This window comes from Streptomyces nanshensis, from assembly GCF_001751255.1.
Lineage (GTDB): Bacteria > Actinomycetota > Actinomycetes > Streptomycetales > Streptomycetaceae > Streptomyces > Streptomyces nanshensis_A.
This window is the reverse complement of the sequence record NZ_LJGW01000280.1, coordinates 1-18385: the sequence shown is the minus strand read 5'-3', so window position 1 is coordinate 18385 and position 18385 is coordinate 1. Positions and strand designations below refer to the sequence as shown.

The 18385-nt window shown below is 72.5% G+C and carries 19 protein-coding genes and 1 pseudogene; 10 read left to right on the top strand and 10 right to left on the bottom strand.

Annotated elements, in window-relative coordinates:
* Window positions 1-640, top strand: a pseudogene (locus AN218_RS36770) (serine/threonine-protein kinase); the annotation flags it as partial.
* Between the two features lie 53 nt (window positions 641-693).
* Here the strand turns inward: AN218_RS36770 and AN218_RS16595 are convergent.
* The gene (locus tag AN218_RS16595) at window positions 694-1335 is read right to left on the bottom strand and encodes a TetR family transcriptional regulator (RefSeq protein WP_070017667.1); all 642 of its coding nucleotides are present in this window, start codon (window positions 1333-1335) and stop codon (window positions 694-696) included.
* A 108-nt stretch (window positions 1336-1443) separates the two neighbouring features.
* Between AN218_RS16595 and AN218_RS36765 the strand changes: the two genes are divergently transcribed.
* Both AN218_RS36765 and AN218_RS39075 read left to right on the top strand, forming a co-directional pair.
* Complete coding sequence (locus AN218_RS36765; RefSeq protein WP_171908699.1) at window positions 1444-1602, top strand: hypothetical protein; 159 nt, start codon at window positions 1444-1446, stop codon at window positions 1600-1602.
* A 3-nt stretch (window positions 1603-1605) separates the two neighbouring features.
* Entirely contained in the window at window positions 1606-2067 is a 462-nt protein-coding gene (locus tag AN218_RS39075; RefSeq protein WP_420855976.1) for a hypothetical protein, read from the top strand.
* Here the strand turns inward: AN218_RS39075 and egtD are convergent.
* From egtD to egtA, 4 genes are all read right to left on the bottom strand, one after another.
* A complete protein-coding gene (egtD, locus tag AN218_RS16585) occupies window positions 2057-3067 on the bottom strand; it encodes an L-histidine N(alpha)-methyltransferase (protein ID WP_070017666.1) in 1011 nt (336 codons plus the stop codon). The genes AN218_RS39075 and egtD overlap by 11 nt on opposite strands.
* Window positions 3067-3939, bottom strand: a complete 873-nt coding sequence (egtC, locus tag AN218_RS16580; protein WP_070017665.1) for an ergothioneine biosynthesis protein EgtC — start codon at window positions 3937-3939, stop codon at window positions 3067-3069. Before egtC ends, egtD begins: the two co-directional genes overlap by 1 nt.
* Window positions 3939-5414 (bottom strand): ergothioneine biosynthesis protein EgtB, encoded by a 1476-nt coding sequence (gene egtB, locus AN218_RS16575; protein WP_070017664.1) that lies wholly within the window; start codon window positions 5412-5414, stop codon window positions 3939-3941. The genes egtC and egtB overlap by 1 nt, the downstream gene beginning before the upstream one ends.
* A gap of 80 nt (window positions 5415-5494) precedes the next feature.
* Window positions 5495-6715 carry an ergothioneine biosynthesis glutamate--cysteine ligase EgtA gene (gene egtA, locus AN218_RS16570; protein WP_070017663.1) on the bottom strand — a complete coding sequence of 407 codons (1221 nt, stop codon included), beginning with the start codon at window positions 6713-6715 and terminating at the stop codon, window positions 5495-5497.
* Between the two features lie 194 nt (window positions 6716-6909).
* Here egtA and ligD point away from each other — a divergent pair, with 194 nt between their 5' ends.
* Complete coding sequence (ligD, locus tag AN218_RS16565) at window positions 6910-7791, top strand: non-homologous end-joining DNA ligase (RefSeq protein WP_244900487.1); 882 nt, start codon at window positions 6910-6912, stop codon at window positions 7789-7791.
* Between the two features lie 55 nt (window positions 7792-7846).
* Here ligD and AN218_RS16560 read toward each other — a convergent pair whose 3' ends face one another.
* The 3 genes from AN218_RS16560 to AN218_RS16550 all read right to left on the bottom strand — a co-directional run bounded on the left by AN218_RS16560 (window position 7847) and on the right by AN218_RS16550 (window position 10815).
* Complete coding sequence (locus AN218_RS16560) at window positions 7847-9328, bottom strand: dihydrolipoyl dehydrogenase family protein (RefSeq protein WP_070017661.1); 1482 nt, start codon at window positions 9326-9328, stop codon at window positions 7847-7849.
* A 195-nt stretch (window positions 9329-9523) separates the two neighbouring features.
* Complete coding sequence (locus AN218_RS16555) at window positions 9524-10420, bottom strand: universal stress protein (RefSeq protein ID WP_070017660.1); 897 nt, start codon at window positions 10418-10420, stop codon at window positions 9524-9526.
* A gap of 191 nt (window positions 10421-10611) precedes the next feature.
* Window positions 10612-10815 carry a hypothetical protein gene (locus AN218_RS16550; RefSeq protein WP_070017659.1) on the bottom strand — a complete coding sequence of 68 codons (204 nt, stop codon included), beginning with the start codon at window positions 10813-10815 and terminating at the stop codon, window positions 10612-10614.
* Window positions 10816-11035: 220 nt separating this feature from the next.
* Between AN218_RS16550 and AN218_RS16545 the strand changes: the two genes are divergently transcribed.
* Both AN218_RS16545 and AN218_RS16540 read left to right on the top strand, forming a co-directional pair.
* A complete protein-coding gene (locus tag AN218_RS16545; protein WP_070017658.1) occupies window positions 11036-11278 on the top strand; it encodes a DUF397 domain-containing protein in 243 nt (80 codons plus the stop codon).
* A 218-nt stretch (window positions 11279-11496) separates the two neighbouring features.
* Window positions 11497-12414 carry a helix-turn-helix domain-containing protein gene (locus AN218_RS16540; RefSeq protein WP_070017657.1) on the top strand — a complete coding sequence of 306 codons (918 nt, stop codon included), beginning with the start codon at window positions 11497-11499 and terminating at the stop codon, window positions 12412-12414.
* Between the two features lie 136 nt (window positions 12415-12550).
* On the opposite strand, the gene AN218_RS16535 is transcribed toward AN218_RS16540, so the two are convergent.
* Both AN218_RS16535 and AN218_RS16530 read right to left on the bottom strand, forming a co-directional pair.
* Complete coding sequence (locus AN218_RS16535; protein ID WP_070017656.1) at window positions 12551-13366, bottom strand: SAM-dependent methyltransferase; 816 nt, start codon at window positions 13364-13366, stop codon at window positions 12551-12553.
* 176 nt (window positions 13367-13542) lie between these two features.
* Window positions 13543-14004, bottom strand: coding sequence for an ATP-binding protein (locus AN218_RS16530; protein ID WP_244900486.1), 462 nt, complete (start codon window positions 14002-14004; stop codon window positions 13543-13545).
* Window positions 14005-14255: 251 nt separating this feature from the next.
* Between AN218_RS16530 and AN218_RS16525 the strand changes: the two genes are divergently transcribed.
* The 4 genes from AN218_RS16525 to AN218_RS16510 all read left to right on the top strand — a co-directional run bounded on the left by AN218_RS16525 (window position 14256) and on the right by AN218_RS16510 (window position 18331).
* Window positions 14256-15077: a helix-turn-helix domain-containing protein gene (locus AN218_RS16525; protein WP_107421477.1), complete on the top strand. Its 822-nt coding sequence runs from the start codon at window positions 14256-14258 to the stop codon at window positions 15075-15077.
* Between the two features lie 4 nt (window positions 15078-15081).
* Complete coding sequence (locus AN218_RS16520) at window positions 15082-15339, top strand: DUF397 domain-containing protein (protein WP_070017654.1); 258 nt, start codon at window positions 15082-15084, stop codon at window positions 15337-15339.
* A gap of 255 nt (window positions 15340-15594) precedes the next feature.
* Entirely contained in the window at window positions 15595-16410 is an 816-nt protein-coding gene (locus tag AN218_RS16515) for an SAM-dependent methyltransferase (RefSeq protein WP_070017669.1), read from the top strand.
* A 100-nt stretch (window positions 16411-16510) separates the two neighbouring features.
* Window positions 16511-18331, top strand: a complete 1821-nt coding sequence (locus AN218_RS16510) for an acyl-CoA dehydrogenase (protein WP_244900485.1) — start codon at window positions 16511-16513, stop codon at window positions 18329-18331.
* The last annotated feature ends 54 nt before the right edge of the window (window positions 18332-18385 follow it).

Genomic DNA, 18385 nt, shown 5'->3' with positions numbered 1-18385 from the left:
CGTCCCGTCGTCCCGGCGCGGACGGCGCGGCGCGGTCTGGGCGGTGTGCGCGGTGGTGGCCGCGGCCCTCGTCGCGGGCGGCGCCTGGTGGCTCACCGAGGGCCGGAACGGCGGCGAGGGTTCGGGGAATCCCGCGCCGTCGTCCACGTCCCGTCCCTCCCACACGGGACCTCCCCCGCGTCCGCCCGTCGCCGACGGGTACCGCCGTGTCAAGGAGGACATCGGTTTCTCCGTCGACGTGCCCAAGGGCTGGAAGCGGCAGGAGAAGCCCGGCGGCCAGCAGGTCGACTTCGTGGGCGGACCCGCCGGACGCATCGAACTGACCTTCAGCGTCCTGGACTTCGCGGAGGGCAGCCCGCTGAAGCACTGGCAGCGGCTGGAGCCGGAGGTGCGCGAGAAGTCGCCGGGCTACCGCAACCTCCGGATGAACGCGACGAGATACCAGCGGCAGCAGGCCGCCATCTGGGAGTACACCTGGAACGGCCGCGAACGGCCCTACCACGCCGTCGACTTGGGCTTCGGCAAGGAGGGCCGGCGGCACTACGCGCTGTATCTCTCGGCGCCGGACGCCCGATGGGCCGACTCCAAGCGGTACTTCGACATGGCGGTGAAGACCTTCCGCGTCACGCGCGGCGGTTGACGCCCGGCAGGTGACGCCTGTCCGCCGACGTCCGGGCGGAAGCGCGCCCGGTCTCAGCCCTCCAGCCAGTGGCGCCGGCCGGTGCTGATGAGCTGGAGCCGTCGGCGTGCCGTACGGGCCACGCTCGCCTCGTCCGGGCCCTCCCCCAGCGCCGCGTCCAGGAACGCCGAGGCCGTCATCACCATGTGGTCGACGAAGAGTTCGCCGAGCATCCGCATGTCCCGCTCGCTCCAGCCCTCCGAGACCTCGTCGGCGGCGAGCGCCGTGGCGACCTCCTCGGCGAAGCGGTCCAGTTCGGCGCCTATCGCGGCGCGTACGGCCGGGACGCCGCCGTGCCGTTCGCGGACCACGAACCGGATGTGCGTGGGGTGTTCGCGCACGTAGCGGGCGATCGTGGAGACAGTGCGCTCGATGCGCGCGGCCTCGTCGTCGGGGCCCGCGAGGATCTCCTGTACGACGCCGTGGAGGCTGCCGAGCGACTCCTCGACGAGGGCGACGCCGAGGTCGCCCATGTCCCTGAAGTGCCGGTAGAACGCGGCGGGGGCGACGCCCACGACACGGGTCACCTCGCGCAGTCCGAGGCTGCTGAGGCTCTGGTGCTCCAGCAGCCGGAGTCCGGCGTCGAGGAGGGACCGACGGGTCCGTGCCTTCTGCGCCTCGCGGGAGGTCGGTGCGGACGTGGAGGTGTGGCTCATGTCATTCAGTAAACAGGTGTTCTCCGCCGCCTGCCAAGGTAGTCTGTTCTCAGTGAACAGTTGTTACCCCAATTGTTCACTGAGAACCGTCCGAACGGAAGGCCGATCATGCTCTTCATCGTTGCCGCGTTCCTCCTGCTGGGACTTCTGGTGGGGACCGCGGCGCACATCCCGGTCGGCGCGACCTTCGCAGCGGCCGCGGTCATCTGCGCCTGGCTGCTGGTCTTCGCCGTCCGTGAGCGCAAGCACCACCGTCAAGGGAGCTGACCCGTGAACGCCTTGAACACCCTTGTGCCGTCCCGTACTTCGGACCGGGACGAGACCGCCGCCGACAGCGGCGCCACGGAGACCGTCGCCCCGGACACGGGCGCCACGGAGACCGGCACCGCGCAGACCTCCGGCACCGCGCAGACCACGACGGCCGGCGCGGACGACGCGACCAGGGCCGGGACCGGGGCCGGGGCCGAACAGCCCCTGGCCACACGCACGGTGCGCGGACGGGAGGCCGACGGGATGGCCGTCGCCTCGTTCGTCATGGGTCTGGCGGGACTGCTCGTCTTCAACCTCGTCCTCGGGCCGTGCGCCCTGGTGCTCGCCGGGCTCGCCCTGAAGCGCGGCACGACGCGCCGCACCCGCGCCGTGCTCGGACTGACGCTGGGTGCGGCCGACATCGCCGTCCTCGCGGCCGTCGCCGCCGCGGATCAGTCGTTCTCGTGGAGCATCACCGGCTGACCGCTCCCCCGTCGGCCGCCGCCGGCGCCGGCCCGGCCAGCAGCAGGGCGAAGCGCCCCTCCTCGTCCGTCCACCAGCGGTCCACTTCGAGGCCGCCGCGGGCGAGTTCGGCCGTGAGCCGGTCCCGGCGGAACTTCACGGCGATCTCCGTGAGGATCTCCTCGCCCTCCTCGAACTCCGCCGTCATCTCCAGCGCGGGCAGCTCCACCGCCTGCGCACGGCGCGAGCGCAGCCGCATCTCGACGCGCTCCTCGTCCTCGTTCCAGACCGCGACGTGCTCGAAGCTCTCCGGGTCGAAGGCGGCGCCGAGTTCGCGGTTGAGGACCCGCAGGACGTTCTTGTCGAACTCGGCGGTCACGCCCTGCGCGTCGTCGTACGCCGGGACCAGCACGCCCGGGTCCTTGACCAGGTCTGCGCCGAGCAACAGGGCGTCCCCCGGGCTCAGTTGGCGGCGCAGCGCGGCGTAGAAGGCGGGACGCGCGTCGCCGTCGAGATTGCCGAGGGTGCCGCCGAGGAAGGCCACGAGCCGCGGTCCGGGGGCCTCTTCGGGCAGGCCGAGGTCGGTCTCCAGATCGGTGACGCATCCCGTCACCCGCAACTCCGGGTATTCGCGGCACAGTTGCCCGCCCGCCTCGCGCAGCGCGTCCGCGCTGACGTCCAGCGCCGCATAGGACTCCAGCGTGCCGTGGTCGCGCAGACTGTCCAGCAGCAGCCGTGTCTTGCGGGACGAGCCGGAGCCCAGCTCCACCAGGGTGCGGGCGCCGGTGGCGGCGGCGATCTCGGCGCTGCGCTCCCGCAGGATCGCGTGCTCGGCACGCGTCGGGTAGTACTCGGGCAACTGCGTGATCTCTTCGAAGAGTTCGCTTCCCCGTGCGTCGTAGAACCACTTGGGCGGCAGCGACTTGGGGCGGCCGGTGAGGCCCTTGAGCACGTCGGTGTGGAGCGCGTCGGTGAAGTAGTCGCCGGGCAGCCGGCGGGTGAGGGCGAAACGGCCCGTCATCAGGTTCTCCTTGCGTGGACGCCCCGTCCGTCCCCCGCGGGGCCCGTACGGTCCCTGCGGTCCGGGGGCGGCGGAGCCGGGTGGGCGAGCGGGAGGGTGCGTACGGACGAGACGGTGGCCACCAGCAGCGAGTCGTCGGGGACCTCCTGCCAGCCGGCCTCGGCGTCCGGCACGGCGGCGGTGTCCGGCTCGGAGGCGACGCGCACGCTCTCGTGCCCGGTGCGGTACCAGAGGGTGTCGCCGCGGCGGGTGGCCCAGACCGTCCGGCCGTCCGTGAGCAGGAAGTTGAGGCGGGCACCGGGACGTGCCTCCGCGACGCGGCCGGTGAGCCACGCGAGCGCGTCCTCGATGCCCTCGCCGTCGTGTATTCGGCGGACGAGCAGCGCCCACAGCAGCGCGGAGTCGCATCGCGCCTCCAGGCCCAGCAGTTCGGCGGGGCCCAGCAGTTCGGCGGGGTCCAGCACCGCTCCGGTGCCGGTGTCCGTGCCGAGGTCCGTGACGAGCCGTTCCCAGTCGCGCACCGCTCCGTTGTGGCTGAAGAGGAGACGGCCGTCCGCGTACGGGGCGGCGGCCGTCTCGTCCTGTGAGGTGCCCTCGGTGGCGTCGCGCACGGCGGCGAGCACGGCGGCGCTGTGCACGGCACGCGTCAGATCGCGCAGATTGCCGTCCGCCCAGACGGGGACGGCGCGGCGGTAGCGGGCGGGCTGCTCCTGCCCGTCCGGATACCAACCCAGCCCGAAACCGTCGGCGTTGACGGTCCCGTACCGCTGCATGCGCGGCGCCCAGGACTGCTCGTACAGGCCGCCCGGCGGCGCCAGGAGCAGATCCGCGAGCGGCGTGCGCGGGCCGAGATAGGCGAAGTGGCGGCACATCAGCGGGAGTTCCCGTCCGCCGAGGCTCCCGTATCCGCCGCGTCCGCGTCGCGCGCCGTACGGAAGCCCGCGAAGATCTGGCGGCGCAGCGGCAGGTCCCAGTTGCGGAAGGTGCCCCGGCAGGCGACCTCCGCGGTGCCGAACGAGCCGCCGCGCAGCACCTTGTAGCCGTCGCCGAAGAAGACCTCCGAGTACTCGCGGTAGGGGAAGGCGGCGAAGCCCGGATACGCGGTGAAGTCCGAGGACGTCCACTCCCACACGTCGCCGATGAGCTGGCGCGCACCGCACGGTGCGGCCCCCGCGGCGTACGCCCCGGCCGGTGCCGGACGCAGATGGCGCTGCCCGAGGTTGGCCAGACCCTCGTCCGGGTCCGCGTCGCCCCACGGATAGCGCCGGGACACCCCGGTCTCCGGGTCGTGGCGGGCGGCCTTCTCCCACTCCGCCTCGGTCGGCAGTCTGCGGCCGGCCCAGCGGGCGTAGGCGTCGGCCTCGTACCAGCTCACGTGCATCACGGGCTCGCCCGGCGGTACGCGCTCGGTGTAGCCGAAGCGGCGGCGCACCCACATGCCGTCCGCGTCCTCGTCCCGGCGCCAGAACAGCGGCGCGCCCAACTCGGCCCGCTGCACGTACTCCCAGCCCTCGGGGTGCCACCAGCGGGGGTCGCGGTAGCCGCCGTCGTCGATGAAGCGCTGGTAGGCGCCGTTGGTCACGGGCACCGCGTCCAGACGGAAGGCGGCCACCTCGACGGTGTGCGCGGGGCGTTCGTTGTCCAGCGCCCAGGGCTCGTCCGAGGTGCCCATGGTGAACGGCCCCGCGGGCACGAGGACTTCGCCGTGGCGCTCGTCCCGGGCGCGGGAGGTGGGCGCGGGCGGGTCGGGGGCGTCGAGCACCGCGGGACCCCGGCGCAACTGGTGCGTGGCCAGCATGGTCTCGTCGTGCTGCTGCTCGTGCTGGGCGACCATGCCGAAGACGAAGTCGCCCTCGAAGAGCCGCTCGTCGGCGCCCTCCGGCGGCGCTCCGGCGAGTACCTCCAGGACGCGGGCGCGTACGTCGGCGATGTAGGCGCGGGCCGCGTCCGGGGAGAGCATCGGCAGGGCGGGACGGTCGGCGCGCGGCGTCTGGAACGCGTCGTAGACGTCGTCGAGATCGGGGCGCACACCGCTGCCGGTGCCCGCCTCGCGCAGCAGCCAGATGTCCTCCTGGTTGCCCACATGGGCCAGGTCCCAGGCGAGCGGCGACATCAACTTCGAGTGCTGCGCGGTCAGTTCGGCCTCGTCCAGACAGTCGGTGAGGGCCAGGGTGCGGCGCCGTGCGGCTTCGAGCGCGGCGAGCGCGCGCTCACGGGTGGCGCCGCGTACGGGTCGGGAGCCGCCGCCGGCGGAGCCGGCAGGGGCGGGAGCGGTGGCGGCCGTGCCCGCCGTGGTGGCTGTGTGCGCCGTGGTGGCCGGTGCGGCCGCGGCCGCGTTCTCGGACATCTCGGGGGTGTCTCCTCTCTCGGTGCTCGACCGCGAACGGGCGCGGCGCGTACGGGCGTTGGGCCGTCGAGCCGTGCGCCTCAGCCGCGCAACGCGTCCAACTGGTCGTGGGCGGGGCAGCGTCCGCGCTCGGAGTAGCGCTCGGCGAACGCGGCGACGGCGTCGTGGATCAGGCCGCCGGGGTCGTGCCGGGACAGGGCGTCCTCCGCGGCGGCCACACACCGGCGCACCGCGGGTCCCAGCAGCGGATCGGCGGGGCCGTCCCGTGCGGCGCGCTGCCACACCTCCGGGTCGCAGGCGAGGGGTTCGGTGGCGGCCCACGCGGACTCGGCGGCCTTCGGGTCGTCCAGCAGCGACGCGGCGACGGCGGTCGCGGCGATCCAGCCGTCCCCGCACTGCGCGTCGATCATCCGCAACTCCAGCCAGCCGCGCGGGCGTACGGGCGGGAAGAGCGTCCCGAGGTGGTAGTCGAGGTCGTCGCGGGTGGGCGGGCGCTCGCGGTGCCCGCCACGCAGCCACTCCCGGAAGGACATCCGGGGCGGCGCCGTCCAGTCGGCGGGCGGATCGCGGCGCAGACACAGCAGTTCGGCGTCGAGCGCGTAGCGGGCCCAGCCCTCGCGGGGATCGCTGTGGGCGCGCGGCGGGCTGGTGCGTCCCGGATCGGCACGGGCCCACACGCTCTGCCGGGTGGAGACCCAGCCGGTCGGACGGGAGCGCCACAGCGGGGAGTTGGCGAACGCGGCGACGAGCACGGGCCCGAGCCGGTGCGCGAGGCGCCAGCGGTGGGGGTAGCCGGCCGGGCCGTCGCTCTCGTCACCGGCGTCCAGACTGACCTGGACGGCGGCGGTGGCCCGCATCATCATCCGGCCCCAGGGGCCGCAACGGTCGAAGTGCGCCTCCATGGCGCGGTAGCGGGGATCCTCCAGCACACGCGGCGGGCTGAGGCACGGGTCCAGGCCCCGCCCGTAGAGGAGCGCGCCGCAGCGGTGCACGCGGTTGCGCAGCGCGGTCAGATCGGCGGCGGTGGTGGCGACGCACTCGGAGAGCGTCTCCCCCGGCGGCGAGGAGATCTCGAGCTGTCCCCCGGGCTCCCGCGTGAGCCTGCTGCCGCCCGGCAGGCCACGCTCCCACAGCGGAGCAAGCGCCTTCTCCAGCCGTCCCGGGGGTACGGCCCGTGCAGGCGCGGAGCGGTCTCTCACCAGCCACTCCAGCTCCACCCCGACCCGGCGCGGCGGGCCGGTCTTGAAACAGATCCCGCCGACGTACGCGGCTGCTTCGTCCTCGTTCAGCACGGCATCCATGGGATACGGCGTCTCCAACCGGATTCGGAACGGTGCGTGTGCGTTTGGTCCCAGGGATCGAGACTGCTCGGGGGAAGCGCCGTACGCAAGACGGCGACGTCGGCCGGAGTGACGGACACGGCGGTGCGGGCCGGGCGCCGAACGGGTCGTGTGCGGACGGTTTGCGCTGCTGGGAGCGGTCAACTCGGCCTGCCGTGAGGGACATCGAGATCAGCAGGCCCGAGAAGGTGCTCTTCCCCGACGACGGGATCACCAAGAGCGAACTGGCCGAGTACTACCGGCGGGTGGCCTTCCGTGCCGTACCGCGGCTGCGGGGGCGCGCGCTGATGATGGAGCGCCACCCCGACGGCATCGGCGGCAAGCCGCTGATGCAGAAGAACACCCCGGACTACTTCCCGGACTGGGTGCACACGGCCGAACTCGCCAAGGAGGGCGGCACGGTGCGCCACCCCGTGTGCGACGACGCCGACACCCTCGTGTATCTCGCCGGGCAGGCATGCACCACTCCGCACCGCTGGCTGTCGAAGACGGACCGGCCGCACCATCCGGACCTGCTCGTCTTCGACCTCGACCCCAGCGGCGACGCCGACTTCGACGACGTACGGTGGGCCGCCGCGTGCGTCGGCGGGCTGCTGGAGACGGTGGAGCTGCCGACGCAGCTCATGACGACGGGCTCGCGCGGGCTGCACGTCATCGCGGCGCTGGACCGCAAGTCGGACTTCGACACCGTACGGGCCTTCGCCCGCCGCGTCTCCGGCGTGCTCGTCGCCCGCCATCCCGGCCGGCTCACCGACGAGCCGCGCAAGGCGGACCGCGGCGACCGCATCTACCTCGACATCCAGCGCAACGCCTACGCGCAGACGGCCGTCGCACCGTACGCGGTGCGGGCCAGGCCGGGAGCGCCGGTCGCCACCCCCATCGCCTGGTCCGAGCTGGAGGACCCGGCGCTGCGTCCGGACCGCTGGAGCCTGCGCACCGTCGGCGAGCGGCTGCGCGAGGACGACCCGTGGGCGCGGACGGGCGTGCGCGGACGGTCCGTCCGGGCCGCGGACCGGCGGCTGTCCGACAAGGTCTGAGGGCACTCGGGCGGCGTCTCCGGGACCGTACGGACGGCCCCGGCGCATCCCCGGGTCAGCCCCGGTAGGTCTCCAGCAGCCGCAGCCACACCTCGCTGATCGTCGGGTACGCGGGGACGGCGTGCCACAGCCGCTCCAGCGGCACCTCGCCGGCCACGGCGACGCTCGCCGAGTGCAGCAGTTCGCTGACGCCGGGACCGACGAAGGTGACCCCGACGACGGTCTCGCGGTCGAGGTCGACGACCATACGGGCCCGGCCCCGGTACCCGTCGGCGTACAGCGCGGCGCCGGCGACCCCGCCCATGTCCAGATCGACCGCCCGCACCCGCAGCCCCCGCTCCTCGGCCTCCGCCGCGGTCGGTCCGACCGAGGCGGCCTCGGGGTCGGTGAAGACGACCTGCGGCACCGCGTCGTGGTCGGCGGTCGCGGCGTGCGCGCCCCAGCGGTCGGTCTCCAGCAGCGGCACACCGGCGGCCCGTGCCCCGATGGCGCTCCCGGCGATGCGCGCCTGGTACTTGCCCTGGTGGGTGAGCAGGGCACGGCCGTTGACGTCGCCCACGGCGTACAGCCAGCCGCCGTGCACGCCCTCGACGCGGAGGCTGTCGTCGACGGTCAGCCAGTCCCCCGGCTCGCAGCCCACGGTCCGCAGACCGAGGTCGTCCGTGCGGGGCCTGCGTCCGGTGGCGAAGAGCACCTCGTCCACCTCCAGGCGCCCGCCGTCGCTGAGCGAGAGCGTGACGGGCCGGTCCGGGGAGGGCCGCTCCAGCGCCTCGACGGAGACGCCCGTACGCACCGAGGCGCCGGCCTCCGTGAGCGACTCCGCGACGAGTTCGCCCGCGAAGGGCTCCATCCGCTCCAGCAGCCGTCTGCCCCGTACCAGCAGGGTCACCTCGGAGCCCAGCGCCTGCCACGCGGTGGCCATCTCGGCACCGACGACGCCGCCGCCGATCACCGCGAGCCGCCCCGGCACCTCCTTGGAGCTGGTCGCCTCCCGGCTCGTCCACGGCCGTGCCTCCGCGATGCCCGGCAGATCGGGCAGGGCGGCGCGGCTGCCCGTGCAGACGGCGACGGCATGGCGGGCGGTGAGGACGCGCGCCGAGCCGTCCGGGGTGTCGACGACGACGCGGCGGGGGCCGTCGAGCCGCCCGTGTCCGCGGACGAGGTCGACCGCCTCCGAGTCCAGCCACGCGACCTGGCTGTCGTCCTGCCAGCCGGAGGCGAAGGAGGTGCGGCGGGCGAGGACGGCGTCGGCGTCGAGGGGGCCGCGTACGGCCTGGGCGGCGCCGTCCACGCGGCGGGCGTCGGCGAGCGCGGCGGCCGGGCGCAGCAGCGCCTTGCTGGGCATGCACGCCCAGTAGGAGCACTCGCCGCCGACGAGTTCGTTCTCGACGACGACCGTGCTGAGCCCCGTGGCGTGCGCGCGCTCGGCGACGTTCTCCCCGACCGGGCCCGCGCCGATCACGACGACGTCGTACTCCTCGGCCTCGCCGGTGCCGGCCGCGGCGCCGGCCGGTGCGCTCGCCTCGGAAGGTGACATGTGAGCCTCCACGTGCTGGGTGCCGGAGTGCTGCGAGTGCGCAGCGCGTGCCGCTCGTAAACGGTGCGCGGGGCCGGTGGCGTACGCACCACGGGCGTCCGCGGGCGGTGCCGCTCTCGTACGGGACGTACGCGGAGGGGGCGCCTCCGCGGGGAGGGCGGAGGCGCCCCGCCCGTCACGGGAACGCGGGGGCGCTCAGCGCACCGGCGAGGGCAGCAGCACCACCGGGCAGTGCGCGTGGTGCAGCACCGCGTGTGCGACGGTACCGAGCTGTAGCCCGAGGCGGCGCTGCCGACGGTGCACGGCGATCACCGCGAGGTCCGCGGCGCGGCTGGCCTCGATGAGGGTGGCGGCGGGGCTGCCGTGCTGCTCGTCGGCGCTGAACTCGACGTCGGCGTGCTCCTTGGCGACCGGGTCGACGATCTCGTGCAACTGCTTCGTCGCGGCCTCGTGCGCTTTGCGGGCCTCGCTGGGCGGCAGTTGGAGCCGTCCGGGCATGCGCGGCTGGTTCCAGGCGTGGAGCACGCGCAGCGAGGCGCCGCGCCGGACGGCCTCCTCGAAGCCGAAGCGCAGCGCGGGCACGTCCCGTTCCTTGTGCACGCCGACGAGGACGGAGCCGCGCTCCGGGTGCGGGTCCACACGGCTGTCGCCCACGACGAGCAGCGGCCCCTCGCAGTGGGTGGCGACGCGGAGGCCGACGGACCCGACGAGCAGCCCGGCGAATCCGCCGTGGCCGCGGGTGCCGACGACGGTCACCGCCGCGGTGCGGCTGGCCTTGACGAGGGCGTCGGCCGCGAGCGACTCGGTGTCGATGTGCGCCACGACGCGCAGTCCCGGGACGTGTTCGTGGGCGCGCTGCCCGGCCTCGTCCAGGACGGCGCCCGCGGCGACCCGCATCCGTTCGGTGTCGGCGTCGGTGACGGGGACGCGGGAGCGCCGCGGCCAGACCGCCGAGAAGAGCATCTCCAGGGTGGTGTTGCGGCGGCCCGCCTCCTCGGCGGCCATGTCGAGGGCACGCAGCGACGATTCTGATCCGTCGACGCCGACGACCACGCGGCCTTCGGCGGCTGGAGCTGCGGAGCGGTCATTCATCTGGAGGGTCTCCTCGCGTCGGCTCGTCCGTGTGTCCCAGTGTGCGGGATGCGGGCGAACGCCGGGAGAAGGCGGCACGGAGCACTCCGACACGGCGTCAGCCGCGGTACGCGGCGTGCGGAGGGACGCCCGCGGCACCGGCGGCGAGGGCCGGCGGACGGCGGGTGAACGAGCGCGCGTACGGGCCCCGGTCAGCCCTCCGGGGCGGTGTCGGGGCCGCCGCGGTGCGCGCTGCGGGCGACCTCCCGGAGCCAGTCGGGCCGGTCGGCGATCTCCAGCAGCAGGAGAAGGCGCGTCAACGGGTCGTCCCAGTCGCAGTGTTCGAGTTCGGCGAGGGCGGCCTGGCCGTCCACCGGTGCCGTCGCGGAGGAACGTTCGTATCCGTATGAGGTCACCAGGACTCCTGGGTGAGGGACAGATGAGCCGAACTGCGGTGCCACCGAAGCCTGTTCACCCCCGGACACCGCCGAGTGCCACTGCTGCGTCGGCCATTCTCCACAGCCGTACTTACGGCTGCAAGCACATCTGCAATTACAGATGCAAGAACGCTCGGCTGTGAGACAGTCTGCTCCAACATCCCCTGTCCGTCTGCGAGATGGAGAGTGAGAGGCATACATGCGGATCGACAACGGCATCGAGGCGAGCCGGCTCAAGGGCGTCACCTGGCGGAAGAGCACCCGCAGCAACCCGAACGGCAACTGCGTCGAGCTGGCGGGCCTGCCCGGCGGCCATGTCGCGGTGCGCAACTCGCGCCACCCCTCGGGGCCCGCGCTGATCTACACGCCCGCGGAGATGGCCGCGTTCGTACAGGGCGCCAAGGACGGCGACTTCGACGACCTGCTGGCGTCGGAGAGCTGACCGGCACACCGGCGCGACGCACGGGAGAACACACCGTCAGGACCCACGAGTTGGGCCCATGAGCTGAAGACACCAACGGGGTGCGCCCCGGCCGTGTACGGAGCCGTATGGCATTGGCACATGGCCGGGGTATGTGCAACCAGCATGACTGTACGGGTGGTTCGCCAAGTGGGACACTGAGCGCTCGACTCGTCACTCAGGGGAGCAGGTAAGGCCTGATGTCAGCACAGCGGGAAGGCGATTCGTCGGTGCGGCGGATCCTCGACCATCCTCGTGGCGGGCCGACGATCCTGCGGATCGTGCTCGGGACGCAGTTGCGCAGGCTCCGGGAGGAGTGCGGCATCACCCGTGAGGCGGCGGGCGACGCGATCCGCGGCTCGCACGCCAAGATCAGCCGGCTCGAACTGGGCCGCGTGGGCTGCAAGGAGCGGGACGTCGCCGATCTGCTCTCGCTGTACGGAGTCGACGACGCGCAGGCGCGCGAGGAGTATCTGGTACTGGCGCGGCAGGCCAACACCCCGGGCTGGTGGCAGAAGTACAGCGACGTGATGTCGCCGTGGTTCGACAGGCTGATCGGCCTGGAGGAGGCCGCGTCCGTCATCCGCATGTACGAAGTGCAGTTCGTGCCCGGCCTGTTGCAGACGGAGGACTACGCGCGGGCCGTGATGCGGCTCGGCCATCCGCGGGCCTCGACGGAGGAGATCGAGCGCCGCGTCGAGCTGCGCCAGGACCGGCAGGCGATCCTCACCCGCCCGCACAGCCCGAAGCTGTGGGTCGTCGTCGACGAGGCCGCGCTGCAACGTCCCCTCGGCGGAGCGGCGGTGATGCGCGAGCAGATCAAGAAGTTGCTGTGGGCTACGGAGCAGCCCAGTGTCACGGTGCAGATCGCCCCGTTCGCGATCGGCGGCCTTGCGGCCGCCGGCGGCCCGGTGACGATACTCCGCTTCCAGGAGCCCGACCTGCCCGACATCGTCTATCTCGAACAGCTCACGTCCTCGCTGTACTTGGAGAAGCGCGAAGAGGTGGAGAACTACATGGTGGTGATGGACCGGCTGTGCGCCACGGCCGAACCGCCCTCCATGACCGTGGACTTCCTGGAGCGGCTGCTGCACCGCTTCGAGCGGCAGTCCTGCTAAGCACCGCAGTCCTGCTAAGCACCAAGGCCGGGGAGCGCTCCCGTACGCGATCGGCGGGGCCGTGTGCTCGGCCCCGCCCCGCGCTCTTCCGTGAACCGCGCCGGTGGACGTTCCCCGGCGAACTCCCGCGCACCCGTCAGGGTTTGCGGGCCACGCCCCCGAACTCGTACCACTCGTCGGTCAGTTGCTTCGGACCCAGCTCCGAGTCCGCCCGCCAGTCGTTGATCTCGCCGAGGCCCGGCTCCAGGATCTCCAGACCCTCGAAGTAGCGCTCGACCTCGTGCGCCTGGCGCACGCGTCCCCAGCGGTCCCCGGTGCTCTCGGCCATGAACTGCGTGACGAAGTCACGCGTCGCCTTGTCCTCGCTGACGAGCTGATTGATCACCAGGAAGCTGCCGGAGGGCAGCCGTTCGACGATCCCCCGCAGCAGTCCGCCGGGGTCGGAGGAGTCCGGGATGCAGTGCATCACGGAGACGAAGAGCGCGCCGACGGGCTCGGAGAGGTCGATCAGCCGGCGCACCTCCGGGTGCCCGAAGATCTCCTCGGTGTCGCGCAAGTCCGCCTGGATCACCGCCGTGTTGGCGTTCTCGTCCAGCAGCGCGCGGCCGTGCGCGAGCACGATGGGGTCGTTGTCGACGTAGACGACCCGCGCCTCGGGGTCGACGCGCTGCGCGACCTGGTGCACGTTGTCCTGGGTGGGCAGCCCTGACCCGTGGTCGAGGAACTGCCGTACGCCGTACTCCTCGGCGAGGACCCGGACGACGCGCTGGAGGAACCGCCGGTTGTTGAGCGCGAGCGGCCGGGTGCTGGGAACGACCTTGTCGAGTTCGTCGACGGCCCTGCGGTCGACCTCGTAGTTGTCCTTGCCTCCCAGGTAGTAGTCGTACATCCGCGCCACGCTGGGAGTGGTGACGTCCACCACCGGGCCCGCGCCGACCTCGTCTTCGCGCATACGTGCCTCACCGTCTCGATGTGCACGCACCCCGGCCGCGTGCACGTTCCGTCACCGGGAAGCATCCCACAGCGACACGGCACGCAGCGTCTCAACTGCCCAGTAGGAAAAGGGAATTGCGTGAAGGCCGCCGCTTGTCACGACGGCGGTGCGGCCGAAGCGCGGCCGACGTGCGGTCACACGCCGTGCAGAGTCAGCTCCGCCCAAACGACGCGCCCGGAGCCGGAATCCTCCGGGCCCTCCGGGCGCACTCCCCATGTCTCCGCTACGGCGTTCACCAGTTGCAGTCCGCGGCCGTTCACATCGCCGGGCGCCGCCTCGCGCGGTGCGACCTGACCGCATTCGGTGCCCTCGTCGCACACCTCTATGCGCAGGCGCTGGTCGCACACCTGGAGTCTGCATCTCACGCGGCAACTCTCGGTGTGGACGACGGCGTTGGTGAAGAACTCCGAGACGACGAGCTGCGCGGTGCGCCCCAGCTCCTCCGGCAGTCCCCAGCGGCGCACCTGGCCCCGCACCTTCTCCCGTGCGTCGGCGACCGCCGTCGCGTGCGCGGGCAGCTCGAAGCCTTCGTGGCGCACGACAGCCCCGACCGGTACGGACGGGACGAACGGTATGACGGGACGGGAGAGAGCCACGGTGGGTCAGGCCTTCCGACTACCCGCGGGGGGACGGGTCAGCGCGCGAGGGCACCTTGGGGGGCAGGGCGATATCACGTAGCTCACTATGCTCCGCGTGCCTCACACTTGGCAAGAGGCGTTCTGCGAATTGCAGAATCGGAGAGACAGTGTGGCCGGTGCACTGATCACATGGCACACTTCTTGCGCAGCAAGTCCGGTGGAAGGGAGGCGTCTTGGCTGACGGCCGCACCGCACCGACCGTGGGGCAGATGGTTCTCGGCCTGCGCCTGCGGGACCTCCGGGAGGGCGCCGGGTGCACCTTCGCCGAGGCCGCCGCCGCTCTCAGCGTCAACACCACGACGGTCCGCCGCATGGAGAAGGCCGAAGTCGGCCTGAAACCACCGTATGTGGAGAAACTTCTCAAAACGTACGGGATACCCGAGCCGGAGATCACCGGGTTCCTGGAGCTGGTGGACGAGGCCAACAGGCCCGGCTGGTGGCACGGTTTCCGCGACGTACTGCCCCCGTGGTTCAGCCTCTACGTCAGCCTGGAGGGCGAGGCCGGACTCATCCGCTCCTACGAACCGCACTGTGTGCACGGGCTGCTCCAGACCGAGGACTACGCACGGGCGCTGCTGCGCACCGGCTTCCCCACGGCGAGCGACGAGGAGCTGGGCCGCCGGGTCGCGCTGCGCATGGAGCGGCAGGAGCTGCTGCGGCGCACCGACGCACCCAAGCTGTGGGTGCTGCTGGAGGAGCAGGTGCTGCGCCGCCACGTCGGCGACGCCCGCGTGATGCGCGGACAGATCGACCGGCTCGTGGAGTGCGGCAGCATGCCGAACGTGACGGTGCAGATCATCCCGTACACCTCCGGCGCGCACCCCGCGATGTTCGGGCCGTTCCAGCTCTTCAGGTTCGACATCCCCGAACTGCCCGACATCGTCTACACGGAGAGCATCAGCGGCGCCGTCTACCACGACGAGCGCAAGGACACGACCGTCTATCTGGAGGCCCTGGACCGCGTGGGTGCACAGGCGGCACCGGCACAGCACACCGAGGCCATCCTCGGTGAGATCCGCAAGGAGTTCTGAGCGCATGGCCCCCGAGACCGCACAGCACATCTACAACGGCATGCCCTCCCGCGAACTGGGCGCCGAGGGCTGGCACAAGCCGTGGAGCGGCCCCAACGGAGGCAGTTGCCTGGAGGTCATGCAGCTTCACGACGGCCGCGTCGCGCTGCGCCAGTCCACCGACCCCGACGGTCCGGCCCTCATCTACGACCCCGCCGAGATCGAGACGTTCATACGCGGCGCGAAGCGCGGAGACGCGGACTTCCTGCTCACACACGGCTGACCACACGGCTGACCACGAACGCCCAGGACGGAAACGGAGACACCGTTGACTGGAGTGACCGGAGCGGCAGACACGAAGGGACGGACACAGACGGAGAGCCCGGCGGAGAGCTCTCGCGGAAGCGGCCGGCGCACGGGCGGCGGTCCGGGAGCCGCGGCGGCACGGGCCACGGCGGTGCCGGACCCGACGGCCCTGCACGGTACGGCGGTTGAGCACGGAGCAGCGGTCGGCGGGACACCAGCGGGCGGCGCACCGGTGGACGGCACCGCCGCCGGACCGGAGCACGCGTCGCCGGAAGTGCCGCACCCGGCCCGTATGTACGACTACTACCTGGGCGGCCGCGACCACTTCGAGGCCGACGCCAGAGCGGCCGAGGCCGTCGCCGCCGCGATCCCCTCCATACCTGCCGAGGCCCGCGCCAACCGTGACTTCATGGCACGGGCGACCCGCTGGCTCGCGGCGGAGCGGGGCGTACGGCAGTTCCTCGACATAGGGTCCGGGCTGCCCACCGAGCCCGGTCTCCACCAGGTCGCCCAGGCGGTCTCACCGGAGGCGAAGGTCGTCTACAGCGACAGGGACCCGTTCGTCCTGCGGCACGCACGCGCCATGCTGCGCGGCACCGCCGAGGGCAGCACCGCCTATGTGCGGGCGGACGTCACCGACCCGGAGAGCATCCTCGACGCCCCCGGGCTGAGCGACACCATCGATCTCGGGCGGCCCGTCGCGCTGTCGCTCAACGCCGTCGTCCACTTCGTGCCGGACGAGCAGCACCCGTACGACATCGTCCGCACGCTGCTGGGCGCGCTGCCCGCGGGGAGCCATCTCGTCCTCACGCATACGACCGCCGACTTCCGCGGCCGGGCGCGGCGCACGGCGACGGAGCCGCGCACATGGGGCTGCCCGCCGCTGCGGCCCCGTACGCGCAGGGAGGTCGCGCGCTTCTTCGACGGCCTGGAGCTGGCCGACCCCGGACTGGTGCTCCCCCACCGCTGGCGCCCGTCCCGGGAGACGCCCGCGGACCTCTCCGGCGCGGACGTCCCCAGTTACGCCGGGGTGGCGCGCAAGCCCTGAGCCGGCGGGCGCTCCGGGCGGCCGGGGCACCGTTGACACGCGGCAGCACACGGACGCACGATAAGCAAGCGCTTAGGCACGCGCCCGTACGCCGCCGACCGTGATCGGATCACGCCACATGGCCACATCGTCGCTGCTCCTCTCCCGCCGGGACCTGGACTTCCTGCTCTACCGGTGGCTCGACGCCGAGGAGTTGACCCGGCGCCCGCGCTTCGCCGAGCACTCGCGCGAGACCTTCGACGCCGTGCTCGACCTCAGCGAGCAGATCGCCACCCGCCACTTCGCGCCGCACAACAAGAAGAACGACCAGGAGGAGCCGCGCTTCGACGGCGAGCGCGTGCACACCGTCCCGGAGGCCAAGGAGGCCCTGGACGCCTTCACCAAGGCGGACCTGCTCGCGGCCCCCATGGACGAGGAGCTGGGCGGCATGCAGTTGCCGCAGCTCCTGACGACGGCCTGCTTCGGCTACTTCCAGGCGGCCAACGTCGGCACGTCCGCGTATGTCTTCCTCACCCTCGGCAACGCGCGGCTGCTGTGCGAGCACGGCTCGGACCGGCAGATCGACCGTTACGTACGGCCGATGCTCGCCGGACGGTTCTTCGGCACGATGTGCCTCTCCGAGCCGCAGGCCGGCTCCTCCCTCGCGGACGTCACGACCCGTGCCGAGCCCCAACCGGACGGCACCTACCGGCTGTTCGGCAGCAAGATGTGGATCTCCGCGGGCGACCACGAACTCGCGGAGAACATCGTCCACCTCGTACTGGCCCGCATCCCCGGGGCGCCGCCCGGCGTGAAGGGCCTCTCGCTCTTCGTCGTGCCCAAGCATCTGGTGAACGCGGACGGCACGCTCGGCGAGCGCAACGACGTCGTGACGGCGGGCCTCAACCACAAGATGGGGTACCGCGGCACGACCAACACCCTGCTCAACTTCGGCGAGGGCGCGCACACTCCGGGCGGCGAGCCGGGCGCGGTCGCGGAGCTGGTGGGCACAGCGCACCGCGGACTCCCGTACATGTTCCACATGATGAACGGCGCGCGCATCGGCGTCGGCGCGGGCGCGATGGCGCTGGGCTACACCGGCTATCTGAAGTCCCTGGAGTACGCGCGCGAACGGCCGCAGGGCCGTCCCGTGGCCGCCAAGGACCCGGCCGCACCGCAGGTCCCCATCATCGAACACGCCGACGTACGGCGGATGTTGCTGGCGCAGAAGTCCTACGCCGAGGGCGCGCTCGCCCTGCTGCTGTACTGCTCACGCCTCGTCGACGAGCAGCAGACGGCCGAGCGCGAGGAGGACCGCGCTCACGCCGGACTGCTTCTGGACGTGCTCACACCGATCGCCAAGAGCTGGCCCTCGCAGTGGTGTCTGGCCGCCAACGACCTCGCCATCCAGGTGCACGGCGGCTACGGCTACACACGTGAGTACGACGTCGAACAGCACTACCGCGACAACCGCCTCAACCCCATCCACGAGGGGACGCACGGCATCCAGGCCCTCGACCTGCTCGGCCGGAAGGCCGTCATGGACGGCGGCGCGGGCCTGGTCGCCCTCGGCGAGACCGTGGGGCAGACCGTGGAGCGGGCCCTGGACACCGAGGGCGAGGCGGCCGAACTCGGCGCCGCGCTGCGGGAGTCGTGGGAGCGGGTCACCCAGGTCACCGCGCGGCTGTGGGGCACGGGCGACCCGTCGGTGGCGCTCGCGAACGCCTCGGTCTATCTGGAGGCGGTGGGGCACACCGTCCTCGCGTGGATATGGCTCGGCCAGTTCCTCGCCGCGTCCGGTCACGACGACGCCTTCCACCGGGGCAAGCAGCAGGCCGCGCGCTACTTCTTCCGCTACGAACTGCCCCGCACGGGGCCGCAGTTCGACCTGCTGGAGACGCTGGACACGACGACGCTGGAGACCGAGCCCGACTGGTTCTAGGGCGTGTCCGGAGGTGCCGAGCCGACGGCACGCGGCGCGGGCCCGGGGAACTCC